Here is a 17,191-nt window from a genome sequence, read left to right as displayed (position 1 = left end):
GCGATGAATAAGATAATCAACAACGTATTTGCAAGAGAAATTTTAGATAGCAGGGGTTACCCCACTGTTGAGGTGGAAATTGAACTCTGTGATGGAGCAATAGGTAGGGCCTCTGTACCTTCTGGAGCTTCAACTGGTAAATTAGAAGCCTTGGAACTCAGAGACCAAGATGAGAAAAGGTATTGTGGTAAAGGAGTGCTGAAAGCTGTTCAAGCTGTAAATGGAGTGATAGCAAATGAAATCATTGGCATGGATGCAACAAACCAAAGTGCAATTGATAAAGCATTAATTGAACTAGATGGAACAAAAAATAAATCTAAACTTGGAGCAAATGCAACTTTGGGTGTGTCTCTTGCGGTTGCAAAAGCAGCAGCAAACAGTTTCAAAATACCGTTGTATAGATATTTGGGAGGAGAGCAGATGCCGGTTCCACTCATTAACATAATTAATGGTGGAGTACATGCAGACAATAAGCTCGATTTCCAAGAATTCATGATTCTTCCGGTCGGTGCTGAGACTTTCAGTGAAGCAATCAGAATATCTGCGGAGGTGTTCCACAACTTACGTAGCATTCTTAAGAAAAAGGGTTATAGCACAAACGTAGGAGATGAAGGCGGTTTTGCACCAAATATTGAAAGTACTGAAGAAGCACTTGACTTGATCATATACGCTATAGAATCAGCAGGTTATTCAGCGCAAAGTGATTTTGCACTAGGCCTTGATGTTGCTTCATCTACTTTTTATGAAGATGGAATTTACAAATTTGAAAATAAAGAGCTTACTTCAAAAGAATTGACTGAATATTATTGTAGTCTTGTGGAAAGATATCCAATAATTTCTATAGAAGATGCAATGAGTGAAGACGATTACGAAGGTTGGAAATTACTTACTGCAAAATTGGGGAGTAAAATTCAATTGGTTGGGGATGATTTATTTGTTACAAATTGTGAACTAATAGGCAAAGGAATAGAAGAAAAAATGGCAAATGCTGTACTGATCAAGCCAAATCAAATAGGGACGTTAACAGAAACTTTTGCTGCTATTGAAATGGCAAAATCAAACAACTACAAAGCTGTTATTTCTCACCGCTCAGGTGAAACAGAAGACACAACAATATCTCATATAGCAGTTGCATCAAATTGCGGGCAAATAAAAACCGGGTCGCTGTCGCGTTCTGATAGGCTCGCGAAGTATAACGAGCTAATGAGAATAGAAGGCACATTAGGAAAAGATGCTAAATATTATCATGGGTTAGCATGGGTTTTATAGACGAAGTAAAATTGTACTTAAAAGCCGGTGATGGTGGTGACGGTTGTGCAAGTTTTCGTCGAGAAAAGTTCGTTGAATTTGGTGGTCCAAATGGTGGTAATGGAGGAAAGGGTGGAAACATAGTTTTCATCAGCGACGCTAATCTCAACACTTTGCTTCATTTTCGTTATAGAAGACACATTAAAGCAGATAATGGGGAAAATGGTGCAGGCAGGGATAGATCTGGCACAGCAGGGAAAGACGTTATACTTCGAGTTCCAGTCGGTGCACAAATAATTGATGAAGAAAGTGAAGAGATAATAGTAGATCTTGACAAGCCTGGTATGGAATTTCAAGTAGCACAGGGTGGAAAAGGTGGACTTGGAAATACTAATTTTAAATCTTCTACTAATAAGGCACCAAGACATTTTACTTACGGTCAGCCTGGCGAAGAAAAACATGTATTATTAAAACTAAAAGTTTTATCAGATGTTGGAATTATTGGCATGCCAAACGCAGGTAAATCAAAATTTTTGACTCGCTGCTCAAATTCCGATACAAAAGTAGGCGATTATCCATTTACCACCGTAAGACCCCACTTAGGTGTGACAAAAGTGGATGATAGCGAAGTTGTAATAGCAGATATTCCTGGAATAATTACTGATGCTCACCTTGGAGTTGGGCTCGGGCATAAATTTTTAAAGCACATAGAAAGGTGTCAAATTTTACTTCATTTAATCGATGTAACTCACGATGACGTTGTTTCGGCTTATAGTTGTATCCATAATGAATTGGAACTTTACAATAGTGATCTTGTTGAAAAAGAAGAGATTGTAGTATTAAACAAATGCGACTTATTGAGGGAAGCAGAAATTCTGGAAAAGAAGAATCACCTAGCTAATTATCTCAATAAAGAAGTGCTGTGCTTATCAATTAATGGTGATTTACAGCCTATTTTAAGATTATTAAGTGAAAAATTGAAAAAGAGTAATTCTAAGGAAATCGATGTATATGATCCTTTTAAGATGTGAATTTCATTTAGATAATTGATGTTTTTCATTTATTTTATCATATAACTAGAATATATGTGTACGAACGTTTGTTTTTGAAGGTGATTTGCACAGTAAATGGTCAGCGCGTGACGCACTGCCCAGTTCATGTTAGCTATAAATATTTAAGAAATTTACCAAACGAAAAAAAAGGCAAAAGAAGCCCTAGTCATTGTCTATTTTCAGTATTGGCGTTTTTTTATGTTTTAAACGTCTAATAACCGCGACTCAGCTGCTTTTTAATGCAACTAACCTTAGTTTAAATGTTTAAGAAATTTACTAAGCAGAAAAAAAGGCAAAAGAAATCCCGTGTTAGCTAGTTGTCACTCTCTAATCCTGCAAATTGGCGTACTATACTGTCTTAAACGACTTATAAGCGCGTTTCAGCTTATATAGGTAAAAACCCAGAAATGTTGTGAAGACATAAGGTGCACATAGTGCAAAAAATTAAAAATAAGACGCCAACTACGTTGTTTTCTTGCTGTTTAATCTGCACAGATGAAGATAACTGAATACCTTCACTATCATGATAAGGGGGCTGGCGGAGTTTGTCAAGGAATTTTTGCATTTAATTCGTTTCTGCGAGCTACCTGGTTTTCCTACTGAAATTTTGAAAAATGTAATCTACTTCTATATTCAAATATATCAAGCAGTAATTCAAAATTAGCCATTGCGCCTTTTGCGTTATTATACGCGAGATTGAGCAGCTCTTTGTCCTGATATAAATCAGCAAATTTAAATTCCATACATCCTGATTGTTTTGTGCCTAAAATATCTCCACTGCCTCTTAGCATCATATCCCTTTCAGCAATGTAAAATCCGTCCTGTGACTCACACATGATCTTTAACTTTGAAGATGAGCTTTTACTTAAATTATCGTATAATAATACACAAAAAGATGGCTTGTTTCCTCGCCCTACTCTGCCTCTTAACTGATGTAATTGCGATAACCCAAATTGCTCTGCATTTTCTATAATCATAATGGTTGCATCTGGCACATCTATACCAACTTCTATCACAGTGGTTGCAACAAGCAAAGAAAATTCATTTCTTTTGAAGGAAAACATAACTTGATCTTTCTGCTCCTGAGTCAATTTTCCGTGTATTATCCCGACTCTATCAAAAAATGTTTTTTGTAATTCCTGAAAACGCATCTCTGCTGCAGCAATATTGGTCTCTTCGTTTTCTTCTATATATGGACAAATCCAATATGCTTTTTCGCCCCTGTTTATAGCACCTTTTAGCTTTTCAATAACATCTGGCACCCTACTAATGTTCATAGTTACAGTTTTTATTGGCAATCTGGATTTTGGTTTTTCTCTCAAAATTGAACATTCAACGTCACCATACATAGCTTGCTGCAAGGTTCTTGGAATGGGAGTTGCAGTAACGAAAAGTATATCGGCATTTTCTCCTTTTCCTACCAAGCGATTTCTCTGCATCACTCCAAATCGCTGTTGCTCGTCTATGACTGCAAGCCCTAAATTTTTAAATGTAACGTTAGCTTGAAATAACGCGTGGGTGCCAATCACTATATTTAAAACACCACTTGCAAGTTCGTTCATGATAATCTTTCTTTCCTTGCGCGAAGTTTTACCAGTAAGCAGCGCAACTTTTATATCGGTACAGGATAAAACTTCCTCAATCCAATTATAATGTTGCTCCGCCAAGATAGTAGTCGGTGCCATTAGAGCTACCTGCATGTTGTTTTCTACCACATTTAGCATCGCAAAAAGTGCAACTACGGTTTTGCCACTACCAACATCACCTTGCAGCAAGCTCATCATGCGATACTTGGATTTTTGCCTCTCTGAAATTTCATCTATTGCACGAATTTGATCGTTTGTTAATTGAAACGATAATTCATTTAAAACTTGCTCTTTATATTTATTCAATACTATAAATTCTCTTCCCCTTTTTTTACATGATTTTCTCTTGCAAGTTTCAGTGCTAGCTGATACGCAAACAATTCATCATAAGCAAGCCTTTTTCTACAAACCTCGGCTTCCGCCAATGAGCTTGGTCTGTGCAACTTTATGATGCTTTCCCTCCAACTTAGCCATTTTTTTTGCTTGATTAATGTATCATCTATCCACTCTGGCAAATCAGGCAATTCTTTCAGGTTAGAGCTTATTATGTTCCCAATGCTCTTATTGGTAATGCCACGGCATAATTGGTAGACTGGCTCTATGCGAGCTATTTCTTTAAATTGGTTGATGTCAAGCGACACGTAATCTGGATGAGTAATCTGCCAATGCTCAGCAAATTTTTCGAGTTTGCCACTGATGATTACATAGGCTCCAACTGGAAATAGTTTATATAAATACTTAACTGAGTGATTAAAAAAGACTATGAATATATACTGACTCTCACTTTCAACGACTATTTTATATGGTCTACCTCTAAAAGTGGGCGACTGATGCTCATAAACTTTTGCCATGAAAGTTGTAAATTCTCCAACTTGAGTATCAAGTAGTGACTTACTTCTATCTATATAACCAAGCGGCCTATAAAACAGCAGGTCCACCACTTTGTTCCCACCACAGAGTTTAGGTAATATTGCGGAATGGAACTTAAGCATATTTTCCAGCTTGCCATTTAGAAAAGCCAGCACATCTAATTGCTCATTGAGATTCATACATGTGTAAAAACTGTTTATCAATAATAGAGCCTTTTTAAAATCTTGTCACCTTATGGTCAGGTATGCACTATAGCTAGCACAGCTCTCTAACATCATACCACCGCGGTGCTAACAAGCAGCGGGATGACGGTTGTCGGTAAGCCTAAGTTACCCCTAACTATATTTGCTATCATAGGGCTTATAGCAGGTATTTTATTGAATTATTAATAATTTGTGATATAATTAATTATGATGTTAATAGGTCTATGATAGAAATGAATAGTACCAATCCAGTAGTTACATTAAGGGCTCAAGCAGAAGAGTTTGATTTTGGCAAATTAAGAGCTGGTAAAGATAATGCTGAAGCAAACTCTGGTGAACAGATGTATAAAGACATCAATAGAATGGATTTTGTTATTAATGGTAAAAGTATAGACCAAACTTTAACTAGTGCGTTGATGGAAGGAGCTAAGCAACGTGAATTCGATAAAATTTGGAGCGAATATTGTGAAAATGACAATACTCCTGATCATAAAAAAACTGACCAGTATGAAAAGGAATTTGAGAGATTTTACAATTTAGGCAAGGAGTATGCTCACCTATTACCAAAGGAAGAAGCCAGAAATTATCGCCCGTTTGCAAAAGAAGTTTTTAAGGAAATGTTTAAATATGCTGAAGCAAAAGTTCCAAGTGATTCTATTCTAGAAGAGCTAATTACTAATTGTAATCAAGCAGGGTATGAAGGCACTTTATTCACTGATGTTCTCTTTCAAGCATTTCGCCAGTCCGAATTTACGCTACTAAGTCCTCAAAAAACAATAGTTATTGATTGCACTGATCCAAATCATGTAAAAGTCAAATCTGAGATGGCAGTGCCTACGGTAAAATCTGATAATCCAGAAGAAGAAGTTTGTCAGATAAATAGCTCATTAGAGTTTACACTTGCATTCCAAGATGAGAAAAATGATGTAACATATAAAGATGGTAAATTGTTACTTACTGCTCCTCGAGAACTGAAAAATTACAAAATTGATGGCAAAAATTTATTTGATATTATTAAAGAGTATTTCCAGAAATTTTGCGAGAAGTTAGGATTTAAGTTTGAAGCAGAGATAGAACATAGTTTAGGTAATCCACTAGAAGTAAACAGCCATCTGGAAAATATGGAACCGCCCATTCATAGCAATGAGCATGGAAATACACCTGGAAACTAACAATTAAAATATTTCAAGCGCTGTTAGCTCATTTGCACAATCAATTACTTCAGAACTTGGGAACTGGTTTTTAAACCAAGTGTACTGGCGTTTTGCGTAGTGTCTTGTGTTTGTTTGAGCAATCTGTATCGCTTCGTCTAAAGTAATCTCACCTTTCAAATACTTTACAATTTCTGGCACTCCATGTGCTTTCATAGCTGGCAAATGTGGAGCTAAGTTCATACTAAGTAGCTTTTTTACTTCATCAATTGCTCCATTTTCGATCATTTTGATAAAACGAGAATTTATTTTTTGGTATACATCCTCACGTTTAGGCAAAATTGTATATATCTTAAAATTATCGAATAAAGGAGGCTGTCTATTTTCTTGCCATACAAAGATTGTCTTACCAGTTTCAGTGATAACTTCAAGTGCCCTTGAAAGGCGGTGCGAGTCATTCATGAATACTTTACCTTGAATCCTTGGATCTTTGCTTAGCACTAATTTGTAAAACTCCTCTTTACTTAAATTTTTCCTTAATTCGCTTACATTTTTCCTTACTTTCTGACTTATTTGTGGCATTGATGATAAGCCTTTGATTAAACTGCTGATGTAAAGCCCGCTTCCTCCAGTGATGATAGGTATTTGAGCATTTTCTAATGCGTGATTAACTTCTTTTTCTAAATCCTCTAACCATAGACCCACGGAATAATTTTCTTTTGCTGAAACATAACCATATAATTTATAAAATTCTTCTTGCTTTAGTGGTTGAGCAGTAATTATGGGAATTTCTTCATATACCTGCTTTGAATCACAATTTATTATGCTGATATTATTATATTTTTTTATCAGGTTATCACACAATTCTGATTTACCTGAAGCTGTAATTCCTGTAATAATTACTATATTATTTTTCATTTATATTAATTTAATTAACATATGATAGAGTGTAGTAAAAATTTGGGTCCTACAATCTAAAGTTTGGAGATTTTTATGGCAGAAAACAACGACAATAATTCATTTATTAAGCGTTTCACAAACAGGACTCCTGGCGGTACAGGGGAAGGTTTTTCCAGTAAGTATTCGTCTCAAAACACCAAAGAACGGGCATTAGGGAAAAAGGGGGAATTTCTGAATTAGCAAACAAAAAAACCGAATCCAAGGAAGCTTTTTCTGAAAGTGGCGGCATAAAAAGTAAAAGCAGAACTGTCAATGAAAGATCTTTTGCTGATGCAACAAAAAGAAGTAGGTCAGATCTTATATATTTAGTCCGTGGTAAAGATCGTGGAAAATCAGCGTGGCATTATGTATTAGTTGATAAAGAGAAAAGAGAAATGTTTCTAGCAAAAAGCAGAACTGGCTCTATAGATGTTGCAGACTATGGAGAGATTTTGTATTCAGGATGGGGAGAGGATCCACCACAGGCAATAGTTGATAAAGTCAATGAAGAGTTTGGGTTGTAGCAAGTCTGCATAACAAATGGTAAGCTGCGTTGCATTGCGTTCACAAAAACTAGCAGTTACTATATAAGATACAATGCAACAAAACTGATCTAGTTGTTATGAATAAGTTTTTAGCTATATGGTATCTAAAATAATAAATGCAATACAGAACAACTTGTTAGTGTGTTTTCCAACAGAAACAGTGTATGCTCTTGCTTGTAATGCATTAAATAATGAATCTATAGGAAAAATATATCAGATAAAGAAACGCTCTCAAAATAAACCACTGTCTATATTTGTTAGTGATATTTGCAGCTTGATGAGAATAGCAAAGCTAGAGAAAAAGTATATTGGTTTAGTAAATCACTTTTCTCCTGGACCGATTACCTATATTTTACCACTTAAAAACAATAATATATTGCCAAACGAATTCTTTAAAGATAGTATAGGCATCAGAATCCCTGAGCATCCTATTGCAATTTCAATACTAAACAAACTGAAAGTTCCAATAGTTGCAACTAGTATAAATATTTCAGGAGAAAAAAGTGTATGTAAGGCAGACGATATACCACAATCCATTAAGCAACATTTATCTGCAGTGATTGAAGATGATGAATTAGTTTCTGGTATAGAATCTACTATTATTGACTTAACCGAAGATAAGATTAAGGTTTTAAGGGAAGGTGCAATTTTATTACAAACAGTAACCAATGCATTTTCAAACTAAGATCTATAGGAGAAAGAATGAAAAAAGTAATAGGTCACAACCAGGCCAAAAAAAAATTAATGAACAACTTATCTGTTCAGTCTTGGCTGATCTGTGGTAAAAAAGGTATAGGAAAAGCAACACTTGCAAAATCCTTCTCCAATTGGTTACTCATAAAAAGCTATAATGAAGTAGCATTGGACTTACACATTGTTGAAGGTGATACTATCGGAATAGAAAAAGTCAGAGAAATGAAAAACTTTCTACACTTAAGTCCCATTCAATCAGAACACAAAATAGCTATAATAGATAGCTTAGAGGCAATGACTAATAACGCTAAAAACGCAATATTGAAAATATTAGAAGAGCCGCCAAAAAATTCTAAGATATTTATAATTAGCCATAAGCCATATGATATACAAACTACTATCCAGTGTAGGTGCTTTCAGCTAAATTTACTTCCATTAACTTATGACGAAACAAAGCAAGTTGCTTCATCTCAATGTAAATTTGATGATCAAACGTTTGACGAAATGATTACTTTATTTCCTGGAATGCCAGGAATGATAATAAATGCAATAAGTAGTGATGCTTATGAAGCATACAAATGCTTTTATAAATTTCTTCATGATTTAAAGAATCCCAATATGATTAATAAAGTAATTAATAGCGAAATCGAACTAGAACTAGCATCATATATAATTCAGGCCTTCATTTTAGAAAGCATAAAGAGAGAGGTAAATGGTGTTGAAATTTTACTAGGTCAGTGGAAAAAAATAGATGAACTTTTCGTTGTTGCTAAGCAACTTCACTTAGATAAAAAGCATGTTTTAGCTAATGTAGTTAATATCATGACATAAGTTTACAAAGTATAATACTTTTAACATAAATTCATGATAAAATTCTGTTAATTTAATACTCGAAGTATATAATTTGACTGATAATAAATTAACTGTATGGCAATCAATAGAAGTTTTGACGAAAGCCATACTAAACATGCAGAAAGAATTAAGTTCAATCAAGAATATAGCTTTAGACCAGGACGTCACCTTAGAAAAAGGAAAGGAGTTGTTAAGCGGCATTTATGAAGCAAATTTTAAGCTAAACAAGGCAATCAATATAGCTACTTTGCCAAAAATTGGCTATCATATGCTAAATGGTGAGCTTGTTGTACGTAATCATATCACGGAAGAGGAAGTAAAGATTCCTAGAGATTTTCATTACCTTAAAGTCGTTAAATCCGATCATGATGATTATAAATTAACGTTTTGTAATTTTTTAGGTAATGAGTTCTTTGAATATAAAAAGTATGATCCACAATATTCTGGCGTTTCAGATGAATATAAGTTTGTGGATTTTGGTAGTGTAAAAAAGACTCATAATCTAAAATTTAAGGAATACGTTGGTCATGCACCTAAGTTTTTTGCTGCAGAAGGGCCTATTGAGCCTGGATCTCAAAACCATGCAATTGATCTATTTGAGCTAGTCAAAAGTGGTAAAGGTAGCAAAGTGGGAACCCTCGCTGATGAATTTGGTTATTTTGATGATCAAAATAAATTACATTATTATAATTATCACAAAAGTGCTGAAAGTAATATTTACAATCCTGAAAATTTCAGTGTAAAAATGATCAATGTAGATGTGAGCAAAATCGATAAATTCTACCTTATTGCGGAACAAGGTGATATAATCATTCATCCTATTTTGGAAAATTTAGACATATTTTAAAGTTTTTTAGAGTATCTAATCTTATTGTTATTATAATTGGGTTTGGTAGCATTGTGTTATGGAAGATAAATTGCTTGAATCAGTAAAAAACAAAAGTTATTTCAGTAAAGCAGTCGAATGGTACTGCCATAGGTATCTGTTTTGTGTAGCAGAAAGATCTTGGATGGCATTAATAGTATCGCTTCTCCTAGTATGCTTATGTTTATTAATACTAAACATATACCTGTTATTTCCTGTTAAAAAAGATTTAAATTTTGTGAAGTACATGAACCACACAGAAGATGAGTTCTCTGCAATGCATAAGCTTAGTTTCAGTAAAAAGGAAGATGAATACACTTCCACAGCGAGGTACTTAATAAGTAAATACATTGAAATATACGAGTCCATTAAGATCGTTGAACCGAAGTACCAAGAAAATTTTATAAGAAACAATTCTATACATAAAATCTATCAAGGCTTTCAGGAAAAAACGAACAATGAAGCTGTTAGTTCACCTTCATCCAAAAGAAAAACTGCCAACATAAATGTAATAACATTATCTATTGATCGATCGACCAAGGACTTAGTTACATTTGCTGGAAATGCTACTGTAGTTTTTACAACCGAGCAAAATAAGGAGGTGAAAGATCATACTGTGGAGATTAGCTTCACTTTGTCGAGTATAAAAGCAACTCTGGCTGGTATAATACCATTTAAATTTATTGTTAATGGTTATAAATACAGATTTTAAAATATTACTTGGTAGCTAAAAAAAATAACTAAAGTGCATGTAGCAGTAATAACTGGAGGTAAAACTAGAAGAATTGGCGTTTTTTTAATAAAGTAATTCTGAGAAGGTTTTAAGAAAAAGGCATTGTAAATTATCGGTAAAAAGTACAGAGCGTTAAGTATAGTACTAACAATTAACACTAGAGTTACAAACACAGAAAGTATTACATTGCCAGAGTTGAAAACAGCTTGAAAAATGAGAAATTTACCCCAAAAAGTCGGAGCAGGCGGCACCCCTATCATAGACAATGCACCTATAGCAAATGCTGTCATGTTAATTGGCATACTGCGTCCTATACCGTGAATCTTATCTATATATTTCTCACCTGTTTTCGTTATTATTGCTCCGGCAATGAAAAACAAAGTGATTTTTGCAAATGCGTGGCAAACTAATTGAAAAATTGCAACCCTCATGCTGAGCTCACTAAAAATTGAAGCAAATAATATAATATACGACAATTGAGAGATGGTAGAGTAAGCAAGCAATTTCTTTAATTCTTTTTGCTTTAATGCAATCAATGATGCAGTAATAATAGTAAATCCAGCAGCGTACGGAAGCCACCCTCCAGCAAACCAATTTTGCTGCACAAAACGTTGTATGTTATCGACGCCGAAAGTGTATAATATAACTTTTATGATGATGAAAACTCCGGATTTCACAACAGCAACAGCATGTAATAGTGCACTCACAGGAGTTGGTGCAACCATTGCTTTTGGTAACCAAAAATGCATTGGCATTAATGCAGCTTTTCCTATTCCATAAATCAGCATAGCAAAACACACTGCAATGAAAGTGATGAGTGAAGTATCAAATTTGAATATTCCACCACTTACAAAGTCTAAAGTATGAAATTCATTATATAAAAGGCCTATTGCAGGAAAAAATAATACTAAAGAAGAGAAAAATAGCACGCCAAAGTAATAGCGCCCTGCAATCATTGATTCATTTGTTGAGTTGTAAGTAACCAGAGGGTATGTACTAATAGTTAGAAGCTCATAAAAAACAAATGTAGTGAGCAAATCTCCAGAAAAAGCAATAAACATTGCACAGCTAATCGATATTGAAAAAAAGCATAGAAAACTTGAGTGATTGCCATCAGCATAGTTATTCTGCATATAACATATTGCATATATACTGGTTAGTATCCATAAAAACGATATTAATAAACTGAATATTACTCCGGTAGACTCTAGCTTTAAACTAATGTGCAAATTATTACCAAAATCCATGAGAATAAATTGAGAATGATCACCATATACCCAATATAAAGTGCACAGACACGTATACGTAAACAGAAGTACAGAAGAAATGACAGTAATACTATTGTTCACTCCGGGCCATTTACCAGTAAAAAAGATAACAAAAGCACTTAAAAGCGGAATCAACGCAGTAATTAATAAGTAATTCTCAGTAATTGAAAATGGTAAGGAAAGATACATTAAGATATAGTCCATTAAATTTTCTGTTTAGGTAAAGCTAGAATTATACTCAAATCATAGAAAAACCGCCATGTTTTTTTGGCAAACTAGTTGTTTGTGTATGCTATAGCTATACCGCCGCGGTATCTCTAGATCCCGCTAACACGTAGCGGGATGACGAATTTGTCGTTACGTCATCCCGCGATTCATTCGCGGTATCTCATCCGCTAACTAGTAGCGGGATATGAGGTTATCGTCATACCGCTGCGAACCGTCATACCGTGATTTATTCACGGTATCTCTTAGCATAGATCCCGCTAACACGTAGCGGTATGACGAACTTGTCGTTACGTCATACCGCGATTCATTCGCGGCATCTCATCCGCTAACACGTAGCGGGATGACAAGCTTATCGTCATGCCACCGCGAACCGTCATACCGCCGCGGCGCTAACTAGTAGCGGAATGACGGTTTTTCAAATTGTCGGTAAACCTAAGTCAGTTTAGCTATATAGATAGCATAAAGTCAACTGCATAAATTGAAACAATATCTGCTAGACGCAAATTATAACAAATGCAGTAGCGTAATCTCCATCGTCACTCAGAGAAAGATGAATCTTGTAGTCCTTTGAGATGAAATCCTTTCTGACAGCAATATATGGTTTTCCTCTTACATCGCTGTATATTTCTATATCTTTCATTATAATGCCCTGGCTAAATCCAGTACCTCGTGCTTTAACAAAAGCTTCTTTTGCTGCAAAGCGTTTGGCAAAATACCTTGCTCGCATTTCTTGACTATTATACTTTCTACTTAGCTCTATTTCTTTTTCAGTGTAGATTCTATTGAGAAATTTTTCCCGTATTTTTGTAATATTCTCAATACTCTTGGTATATATACTATGTCAGTGCCGATACCGCGTATCATTTTGTGCTAAAGCGATTTATTGCTTCCTCAATCTGCATTTCTTTTACCTCTCCAGTTGCTCTATTTTTTACTTCAACTATATTTTCATCTATTGCCTTTTTTCCAACAATTATTTGCCACGGCAAGCCTATCAGATCCATTCTAGAAAATTTTACTCCTATACTTCTTTCCGTATCATCGTAAAGCACTTCATCACTTTTCAAAGCTTTGTATATTTTATCTGCAGCCTCCGTTACTTTCGTTTGTAAATTGATTAAACCAATTCTGAAAGGAGCTACCGCTTCTGGCCAGATAATTCCCTTATCATCATGAAAAGCTTCTATTATTGCACCGACAAGCCTTGAAACCCCAATGCCATACGAACCCATATGCATGTTGACATTTTTTCCATCTTGAGAAGTAACACTTGCCTTCATAGGCTTTGAGTATTTGTCGCCAAAATAAAAAATATGCCCTATTTCAATACCTTTACTAACATTTAACTGCTCTTGCGGCACAAGGCAAGTTTTAGGGTCGTGCATATCATCTGCAACTGCATATATATTCTTCAAACTTTCAACATCTTCACTTTCCAGTAGTTCAGAAAATTTATTGTCATAATATAAAGTGCTCTCACCAGTGTTTGCCAATATATGAAACTCGTGGCTCAAATTTCCTCCAATTGGCCCAGTGTCCGCTCTCACTCCAATTGGAGTAAGTCCCATGCGTTTGAAGATTTTTATGTAAGTTTTGTACATCAAATTATATGAATTCAGTGCACCTTCGTAATCTACATCAAAACTGTATGCATCCTTCATCAGAAATTCCCTACCCCTCATAACACCATAACGTGGTCTTACCTCATCACGGAATTTCCACTGGATATGATACAAACAAAGTGGCAAATCTTTGTAACTTTTTACCACATCTCTAATTAGATCAGTTGCTACCTCCTCATGCGTTGGACCGAAAAGCATATCTTCCTCATGCCTATCCCTTATACGTAGCATTTCCTTACCGTAATCATCGTAACGTCCCGATTCTCGCCAAAGATTTGCTGGTTGCACACAAGGCATTAATGCTTCAATTGCACCAGATTTATCCATTTCATCTCTGATAATATCTTCAATATTCTTAAGCACGCGCAGACCAAGCGGCAACCACGTATAGATGCCAGATGCTATCTGCTTTATTAAACCTGCACGTAAAGAATATTGATGGGAGATAATTTTAGCATGGGTAGGCTTTTCCTTTAGAGTTGGTAGGTAATATTTGGATAAACGCATATAATAGACCTGATTGTATTAAGTAATCTTAATACAATCAGACCTGTAGGTAAACTTATTTTGAAAAAGAAGGGAAGTGTGTGGTACTTCCCTTGATAATTTTATAGCTACCGTGGTCTTGGTACAACATTTTCATCCCGCTAACAAGTAGCGGGATGACGATTGTCAGGGTGTCATCCCAGCGCCCCTATGATGTCATCCCAGTGCCCAGACACCTTAGACGGGAGTGTTAAATAAACTGTGTCAAACCGCATTTTTAGTTCAACTCAATTTTCAATCTGCCAGGAAAGAAAACATCAAGTTGAGAGATAGTTAATGCCCAATCATGTACAGGCATCGTCCACTTTTCCTCTGCCTTCTTTATAGCACAATATACCTGCTTATACAAGGCATTTATGCTGGTAAATGAGCCTTTGGTCTTAGTGAATTTCCTAATTTGCCTATGTAGCCCCTCTATGGGATTGGTGGTGTAGATTATCCTCCTAACTGGACCAGAATACTTAAAATAACCAGACAAGTTTTCCCAATTATTCTGCCAAGATTTTATAACCATAGGGTACTTTGTGCCCCATTTTTCATCCAATTCCAACAGATAATTCTCGGCAATTTCCTTGCTTGAAGCTTGATATACCTTCTTTAAATCGCTCAAAAAACTCTTCGCATCTTTACTGGCCACATACTTCAGTGAGTTGCGTATCTGATGCACTATACACATCTGCACTTCCGCATTAGGAAAGACACTGTTTATAGCTGCAGGAAAGCTTTTCAGCCCATCAACGCAGGCAATAAGGATATCTTCTACTCCTCTTTCTTTGAGGTCATTTAGCACTCCCAACCAGAAGTTAGCTCCTTCACTTTCAGCCAAATAAAAACCTAATACTTCTTTTTTGCCATTTTGATCTATGCCTAATATGTTATACATGCATTTACTTACGCAATGCCCGTCCTCTTTGACTTTAAAAAACCATGAAAACTATCGGATATACAGACTGCAGCGGGCGACTACGCCATTCGTTGATTACTGGTAGCAATTTGTCAGTAATACTTGATATCTCTGCCACCGATATTTTGTGATCATAAATTTCCTCAACATGTGACACTATATCTCTATAGCCCATACCACTGGCAAATGTGCTCAAAATCTTCGTTTCAAGCTCTGGATGTAAGTTTGTTTGCCTTTTTTTGACTATTTGTGGTTCGAAACTTCCTTCCCTATCTCTTGGCGTCAAAAGCTCAAATGACCCTGCGCTTGTACGTAAAGTCTTTGCATTCCTCCCATTTCTTCGATTATTCTCTTCGCTTTCAGCCGACAAGTGGTTTTCTATTTCACCTTCCAGGCTTACCTCCAGCAACTTTTTTATAAACGGTGTTAATGCTCCATCTCTTCCTGTCAACGGTCTTCCTTCTCGTATAGACGACAGGATATTTGTTTCTAATTCTTTATAATCTACCAAACCGGTAGTTCTGTTTACTACTTTCTGACTCATTGTCAAACCTCCATTTTTTTATATCAATTTATTACTTTTTTTTCGGTTTGACACAGTTTATTTAACACTCCCATCTAAATCCGATAGAGCATTGTTGGCACACCATCAAAAGTCGCCTCAGACCTCTAATGCATCAATGTACAGACTTACACCTTTTAGTTGGTAATACCATTTTAGACGTTTATCATTCGTTTTAGAAAATACTATAGTTTCATTAAGATTTTTTTTTAAACTCCTCTTGTTTACTTTTATCTTGTCCGTTATGCACTGGTCTTGGTGTGATATATGAGAATTTCATTCTTTGCATATTACGGTGTACTGTAGACTTGCTAAACCAAACTTTTCCTGAATTCTTATTCTCGTTTCTTTAATGGTAATGTTGGGATTTTCTCCTAAGAAACTCACTCAACTAACTCTTCTTGTTGAACTAATATGTAGCCAAATTCGCTCGCTTTTTTGATCAAATTTTTTACAGTTCTATCTTTATAGCGTGTTTCATAGTATTCCATTCCTTTTTCTACATATTCCTGTCCGTATTTGAGCATACTATAAAATATGCATGCCATTTTTCTTGCAGTAGCTGTTATTGCTTTTGGTGCTCCTAGTCGTTTTTTCAATCTTCTGTAGTATGCACCCAACGCACTTTTACTATTTCCTACAGAATGAGCAGCTATTCGCAAAGCATTCGCAGCACGGTTAATGACTTTACGTGTTCTTGTGTTAAACACTTTTTCCCCTGTAACTTTATTAGCAGGACTGAGTCCCAACCACGACGAAAAGTGCTTTTCTGTTGGCCATTTACTATGGTTTATACCAACTTCTGAAATTATGGTTTGTATACTTAATACATCAAATCCAGGAATTTTAGTGAAATCCATACCAGTTATTCGGTGCAGTTCCTCATACAAAGCAAAGCTTGGCTTACTTTTGCTATTTTTATTCTTTTGCTTACTTAGCTGTTTGCTTTCACAAGACTTTGTTTCAAACGTTTTATAATAGGCTTCAATATTTCTATCACATTCTGCTATTTTTTCTTGATAAATATTATATAATTCAAATTCTTGCTTTAGCGTGAATAAGTGTTCCTCTCTATAGTCACCAGCTAACGCTTTTGCAATAGTAGACTGATCATTTTTCATTCGCACGTCCCTGAATTCTGCTAATTTTTCAGAATCTCTTTCGCCTTCAATTATAGCTTCAATGATTTTCATACCAGTTATCCCAGTAATATGACTAATAACCTTGTGAATTGTATATTCATTTGAATTAATGCCTTCTGCATACGCAGCAGTTGTGTTAAAAGTCAATAGAAAAATTGATGTAGCTGTGAATAAGTACTTAA

The 17,191-nt window shown here is 35.4% G+C and carries 10 protein-coding genes and 6 pseudogenes; 8 read left to right on the top strand and 8 right to left on the bottom strand.

Going from position 1 to position 17,191, the window contains the following annotated elements; all coding sequences use genetic code 11:
• The first annotated feature begins 3 nt into the window (after positions 1-3).
• Positions 4-1,269, top strand: a complete 1,266-nt coding sequence (gene eno, locus NMD99_RS04010; protein WP_253309496.1) for a phosphopyruvate hydratase — start codon at positions 4-6, stop codon at positions 1,267-1,269.
• Entirely contained in the window at positions 1,257-2,279 is a 1,023-nt protein-coding gene (cgtA, locus tag NMD99_RS04005; RefSeq protein WP_309165566.1) for an Obg family GTPase CgtA, read from the top strand. Before eno ends, cgtA begins: the two co-directional genes overlap by 13 nt.
• Positions 2,280-2,896: 617 nt before the next feature.
• Here cgtA and recG read toward each other — a convergent pair.
• Positions 2,897-4,935 (bottom strand): annotated as a pseudogene (gene recG / locus NMD99_RS04000) (ATP-dependent DNA helicase RecG).
• A 257-nt stretch (positions 4,936-5,192) separates the two neighbouring features.
• Here recG and NMD99_RS03995 point away from each other — a divergent pair.
• A complete protein-coding gene (locus tag NMD99_RS03995; protein ID WP_264688491.1) occupies positions 5,193-6,131 on the top strand; it encodes a hypothetical protein in 939 nt (312 codons plus the stop codon).
• A gap of 3 nt (positions 6,132-6,134) precedes the next feature.
• Here NMD99_RS03995 and miaA read toward each other — a convergent pair whose 3' ends face one another.
• Positions 6,135-7,028: a tRNA (adenosine(37)-N6)-dimethylallyltransferase MiaA gene (miaA, locus tag NMD99_RS03990; protein WP_253309493.1), complete on the bottom strand. Its 894-nt coding sequence runs from the start codon at positions 7,026-7,028 to the stop codon at positions 6,135-6,137.
• A gap of 75 nt (positions 7,029-7,103) precedes the next feature.
• Here miaA and NMD99_RS03985 point away from each other — a divergent pair.
• From NMD99_RS03985 to NMD99_RS03965, 5 genes and pseudogenes are all read left to right on the top strand, one after another.
• A pseudogene (locus NMD99_RS03985) lies at positions 7,104-7,573 on the top strand (hypothetical protein).
• A gap of 118 nt (positions 7,574-7,691) precedes the next feature.
• A complete protein-coding gene (locus tag NMD99_RS03980; RefSeq protein WP_253309491.1) occupies positions 7,692-8,279 on the top strand; it encodes an L-threonylcarbamoyladenylate synthase in 588 nt (195 codons plus the stop codon).
• Positions 8,280-8,296: 17 nt separating this feature from the next.
• Positions 8,297-9,118: a DNA polymerase III subunit delta' gene (locus NMD99_RS03975; RefSeq protein ID WP_253309490.1), complete on the top strand. Its 822-nt coding sequence runs from the start codon at positions 8,297-8,299 to the stop codon at positions 9,116-9,118.
• Between the two features lie 73 nt (positions 9,119-9,191).
• Complete coding sequence (locus tag NMD99_RS03970; RefSeq protein WP_253309489.1) at positions 9,192-9,986, top strand: hypothetical protein; 795 nt, start codon at positions 9,192-9,194, stop codon at positions 9,984-9,986.
• 58 nt (positions 9,987-10,044) lie between these two features.
• Positions 10,045-10,716, top strand: a complete 672-nt coding sequence (locus NMD99_RS03965; RefSeq protein ID WP_253309488.1) for a VirB8/TrbF family protein — start codon at positions 10,045-10,047, stop codon at positions 10,714-10,716.
• Here NMD99_RS03965 and NMD99_RS03960 read toward each other — a convergent pair.
• From NMD99_RS03960 to NMD99_RS03935, 6 genes and pseudogenes are all read right to left on the bottom strand, one after another.
• On the bottom strand, positions 10,713-12,209 hold the full coding sequence (locus NMD99_RS03960; RefSeq protein ID WP_253309487.1) for a proton-conducting transporter transmembrane domain-containing protein: 1,497 nt from the start codon (positions 12,207-12,209) through the stop codon (positions 10,713-10,715). The genes NMD99_RS03965 and NMD99_RS03960 overlap by 4 nt on opposite strands.
• Positions 12,210-12,726: 517 nt before the next feature.
• Positions 12,727-13,097 (bottom strand): annotated as a pseudogene (locus NMD99_RS03955) (holo-[acyl-carrier-protein] synthase).
• Entirely contained in the window at positions 13,094-14,362 is a 1,269-nt protein-coding gene (proS, locus tag NMD99_RS03950) for a proline--tRNA ligase (protein ID WP_264688213.1), read from the bottom strand. Before proS ends, NMD99_RS03955 begins: the two are co-directional and overlap by 4 nt.
• Before the next feature lie 256 nt (positions 14,363-14,618).
• Positions 14,619-15,849 (bottom strand): annotated as a pseudogene (locus NMD99_RS03945) (IS256-like element ISWpi15 family transposase).
• A gap of 223 nt (positions 15,850-16,072) precedes the next feature.
• A pseudogene (locus tag NMD99_RS08090) lies at positions 16,073-16,236 on the bottom strand (helix-turn-helix domain-containing protein); the annotation flags it as partial.
• 14 nt (positions 16,237-16,250) lie between these two features.
• A pseudogene (locus tag NMD99_RS03935) lies at positions 16,251-17,146 on the bottom strand (transposase); the annotation flags it as partial.
• Positions 17,147-17,191: the final 45 nt, after the last annotated feature.

The organism is Wolbachia endosymbiont of Listronotus oregonensis (genome assembly GCF_031205055.1).
Classification (GTDB): Bacteria; Pseudomonadota; Alphaproteobacteria; order Rickettsiales; family Anaplasmataceae; genus Wolbachia.
This window is presented reverse-complemented; position numbering and strand designations above follow the sequence as displayed.

What these genes read in the sequence shown, in the direction of transcription:
- eno (WP_253309496.1), top strand. Translation starts at nt 4, where the DNA reads ATGAATAAGATAATCAACAACGTATTTGCAAGAGAAATTTTAGATAGC.
- cgtA (WP_309165566.1), top strand. Translation starts at nt 1,257, where the DNA reads ATGGGTTTTATAGACGAAGTAAAATTGTACTTAAAAGCCGGTGATGGT.
- NMD99_RS03995 (WP_264688491.1), top strand. Translation starts at nt 5,193, where the DNA reads ATGAATAGTACCAATCCAGTAGTTACATTAAGGGCTCAAGCAGAAGAG.
- miaA (WP_253309493.1), bottom strand. Translation starts at nt 7,028, where the DNA reads ATGAAAAATAATATAGTAATTATTACAGGAATTACAGCTTCAGGTAAA.
- NMD99_RS03980 (WP_253309491.1), top strand. Translation starts at nt 7,692, where the DNA reads ATGGTATCTAAAATAATAAATGCAATACAGAACAACTTGTTAGTGTGT.
- NMD99_RS03975 (WP_253309490.1), top strand. Translation starts at nt 8,297, where the DNA reads ATGAAAAAAGTAATAGGTCACAACCAGGCCAAAAAAAAATTAATGAAC.
- NMD99_RS03965 (WP_253309488.1), top strand. Translation starts at nt 10,045, where the DNA reads ATGGAAGATAAATTGCTTGAATCAGTAAAAAACAAAAGTTATTTCAGT.
- NMD99_RS03960 (WP_253309487.1), bottom strand. Translation starts at nt 12,209, where the DNA reads ATGGACTATATCTTAATGTATCTTTCCTTACCATTTTCAATTACTGAG.
- proS (WP_264688213.1), bottom strand. Translation starts at nt 14,362, where the DNA reads ATGCGTTTATCCAAATATTACCTACCAACTCTAAAGGAAAAGCCTACC.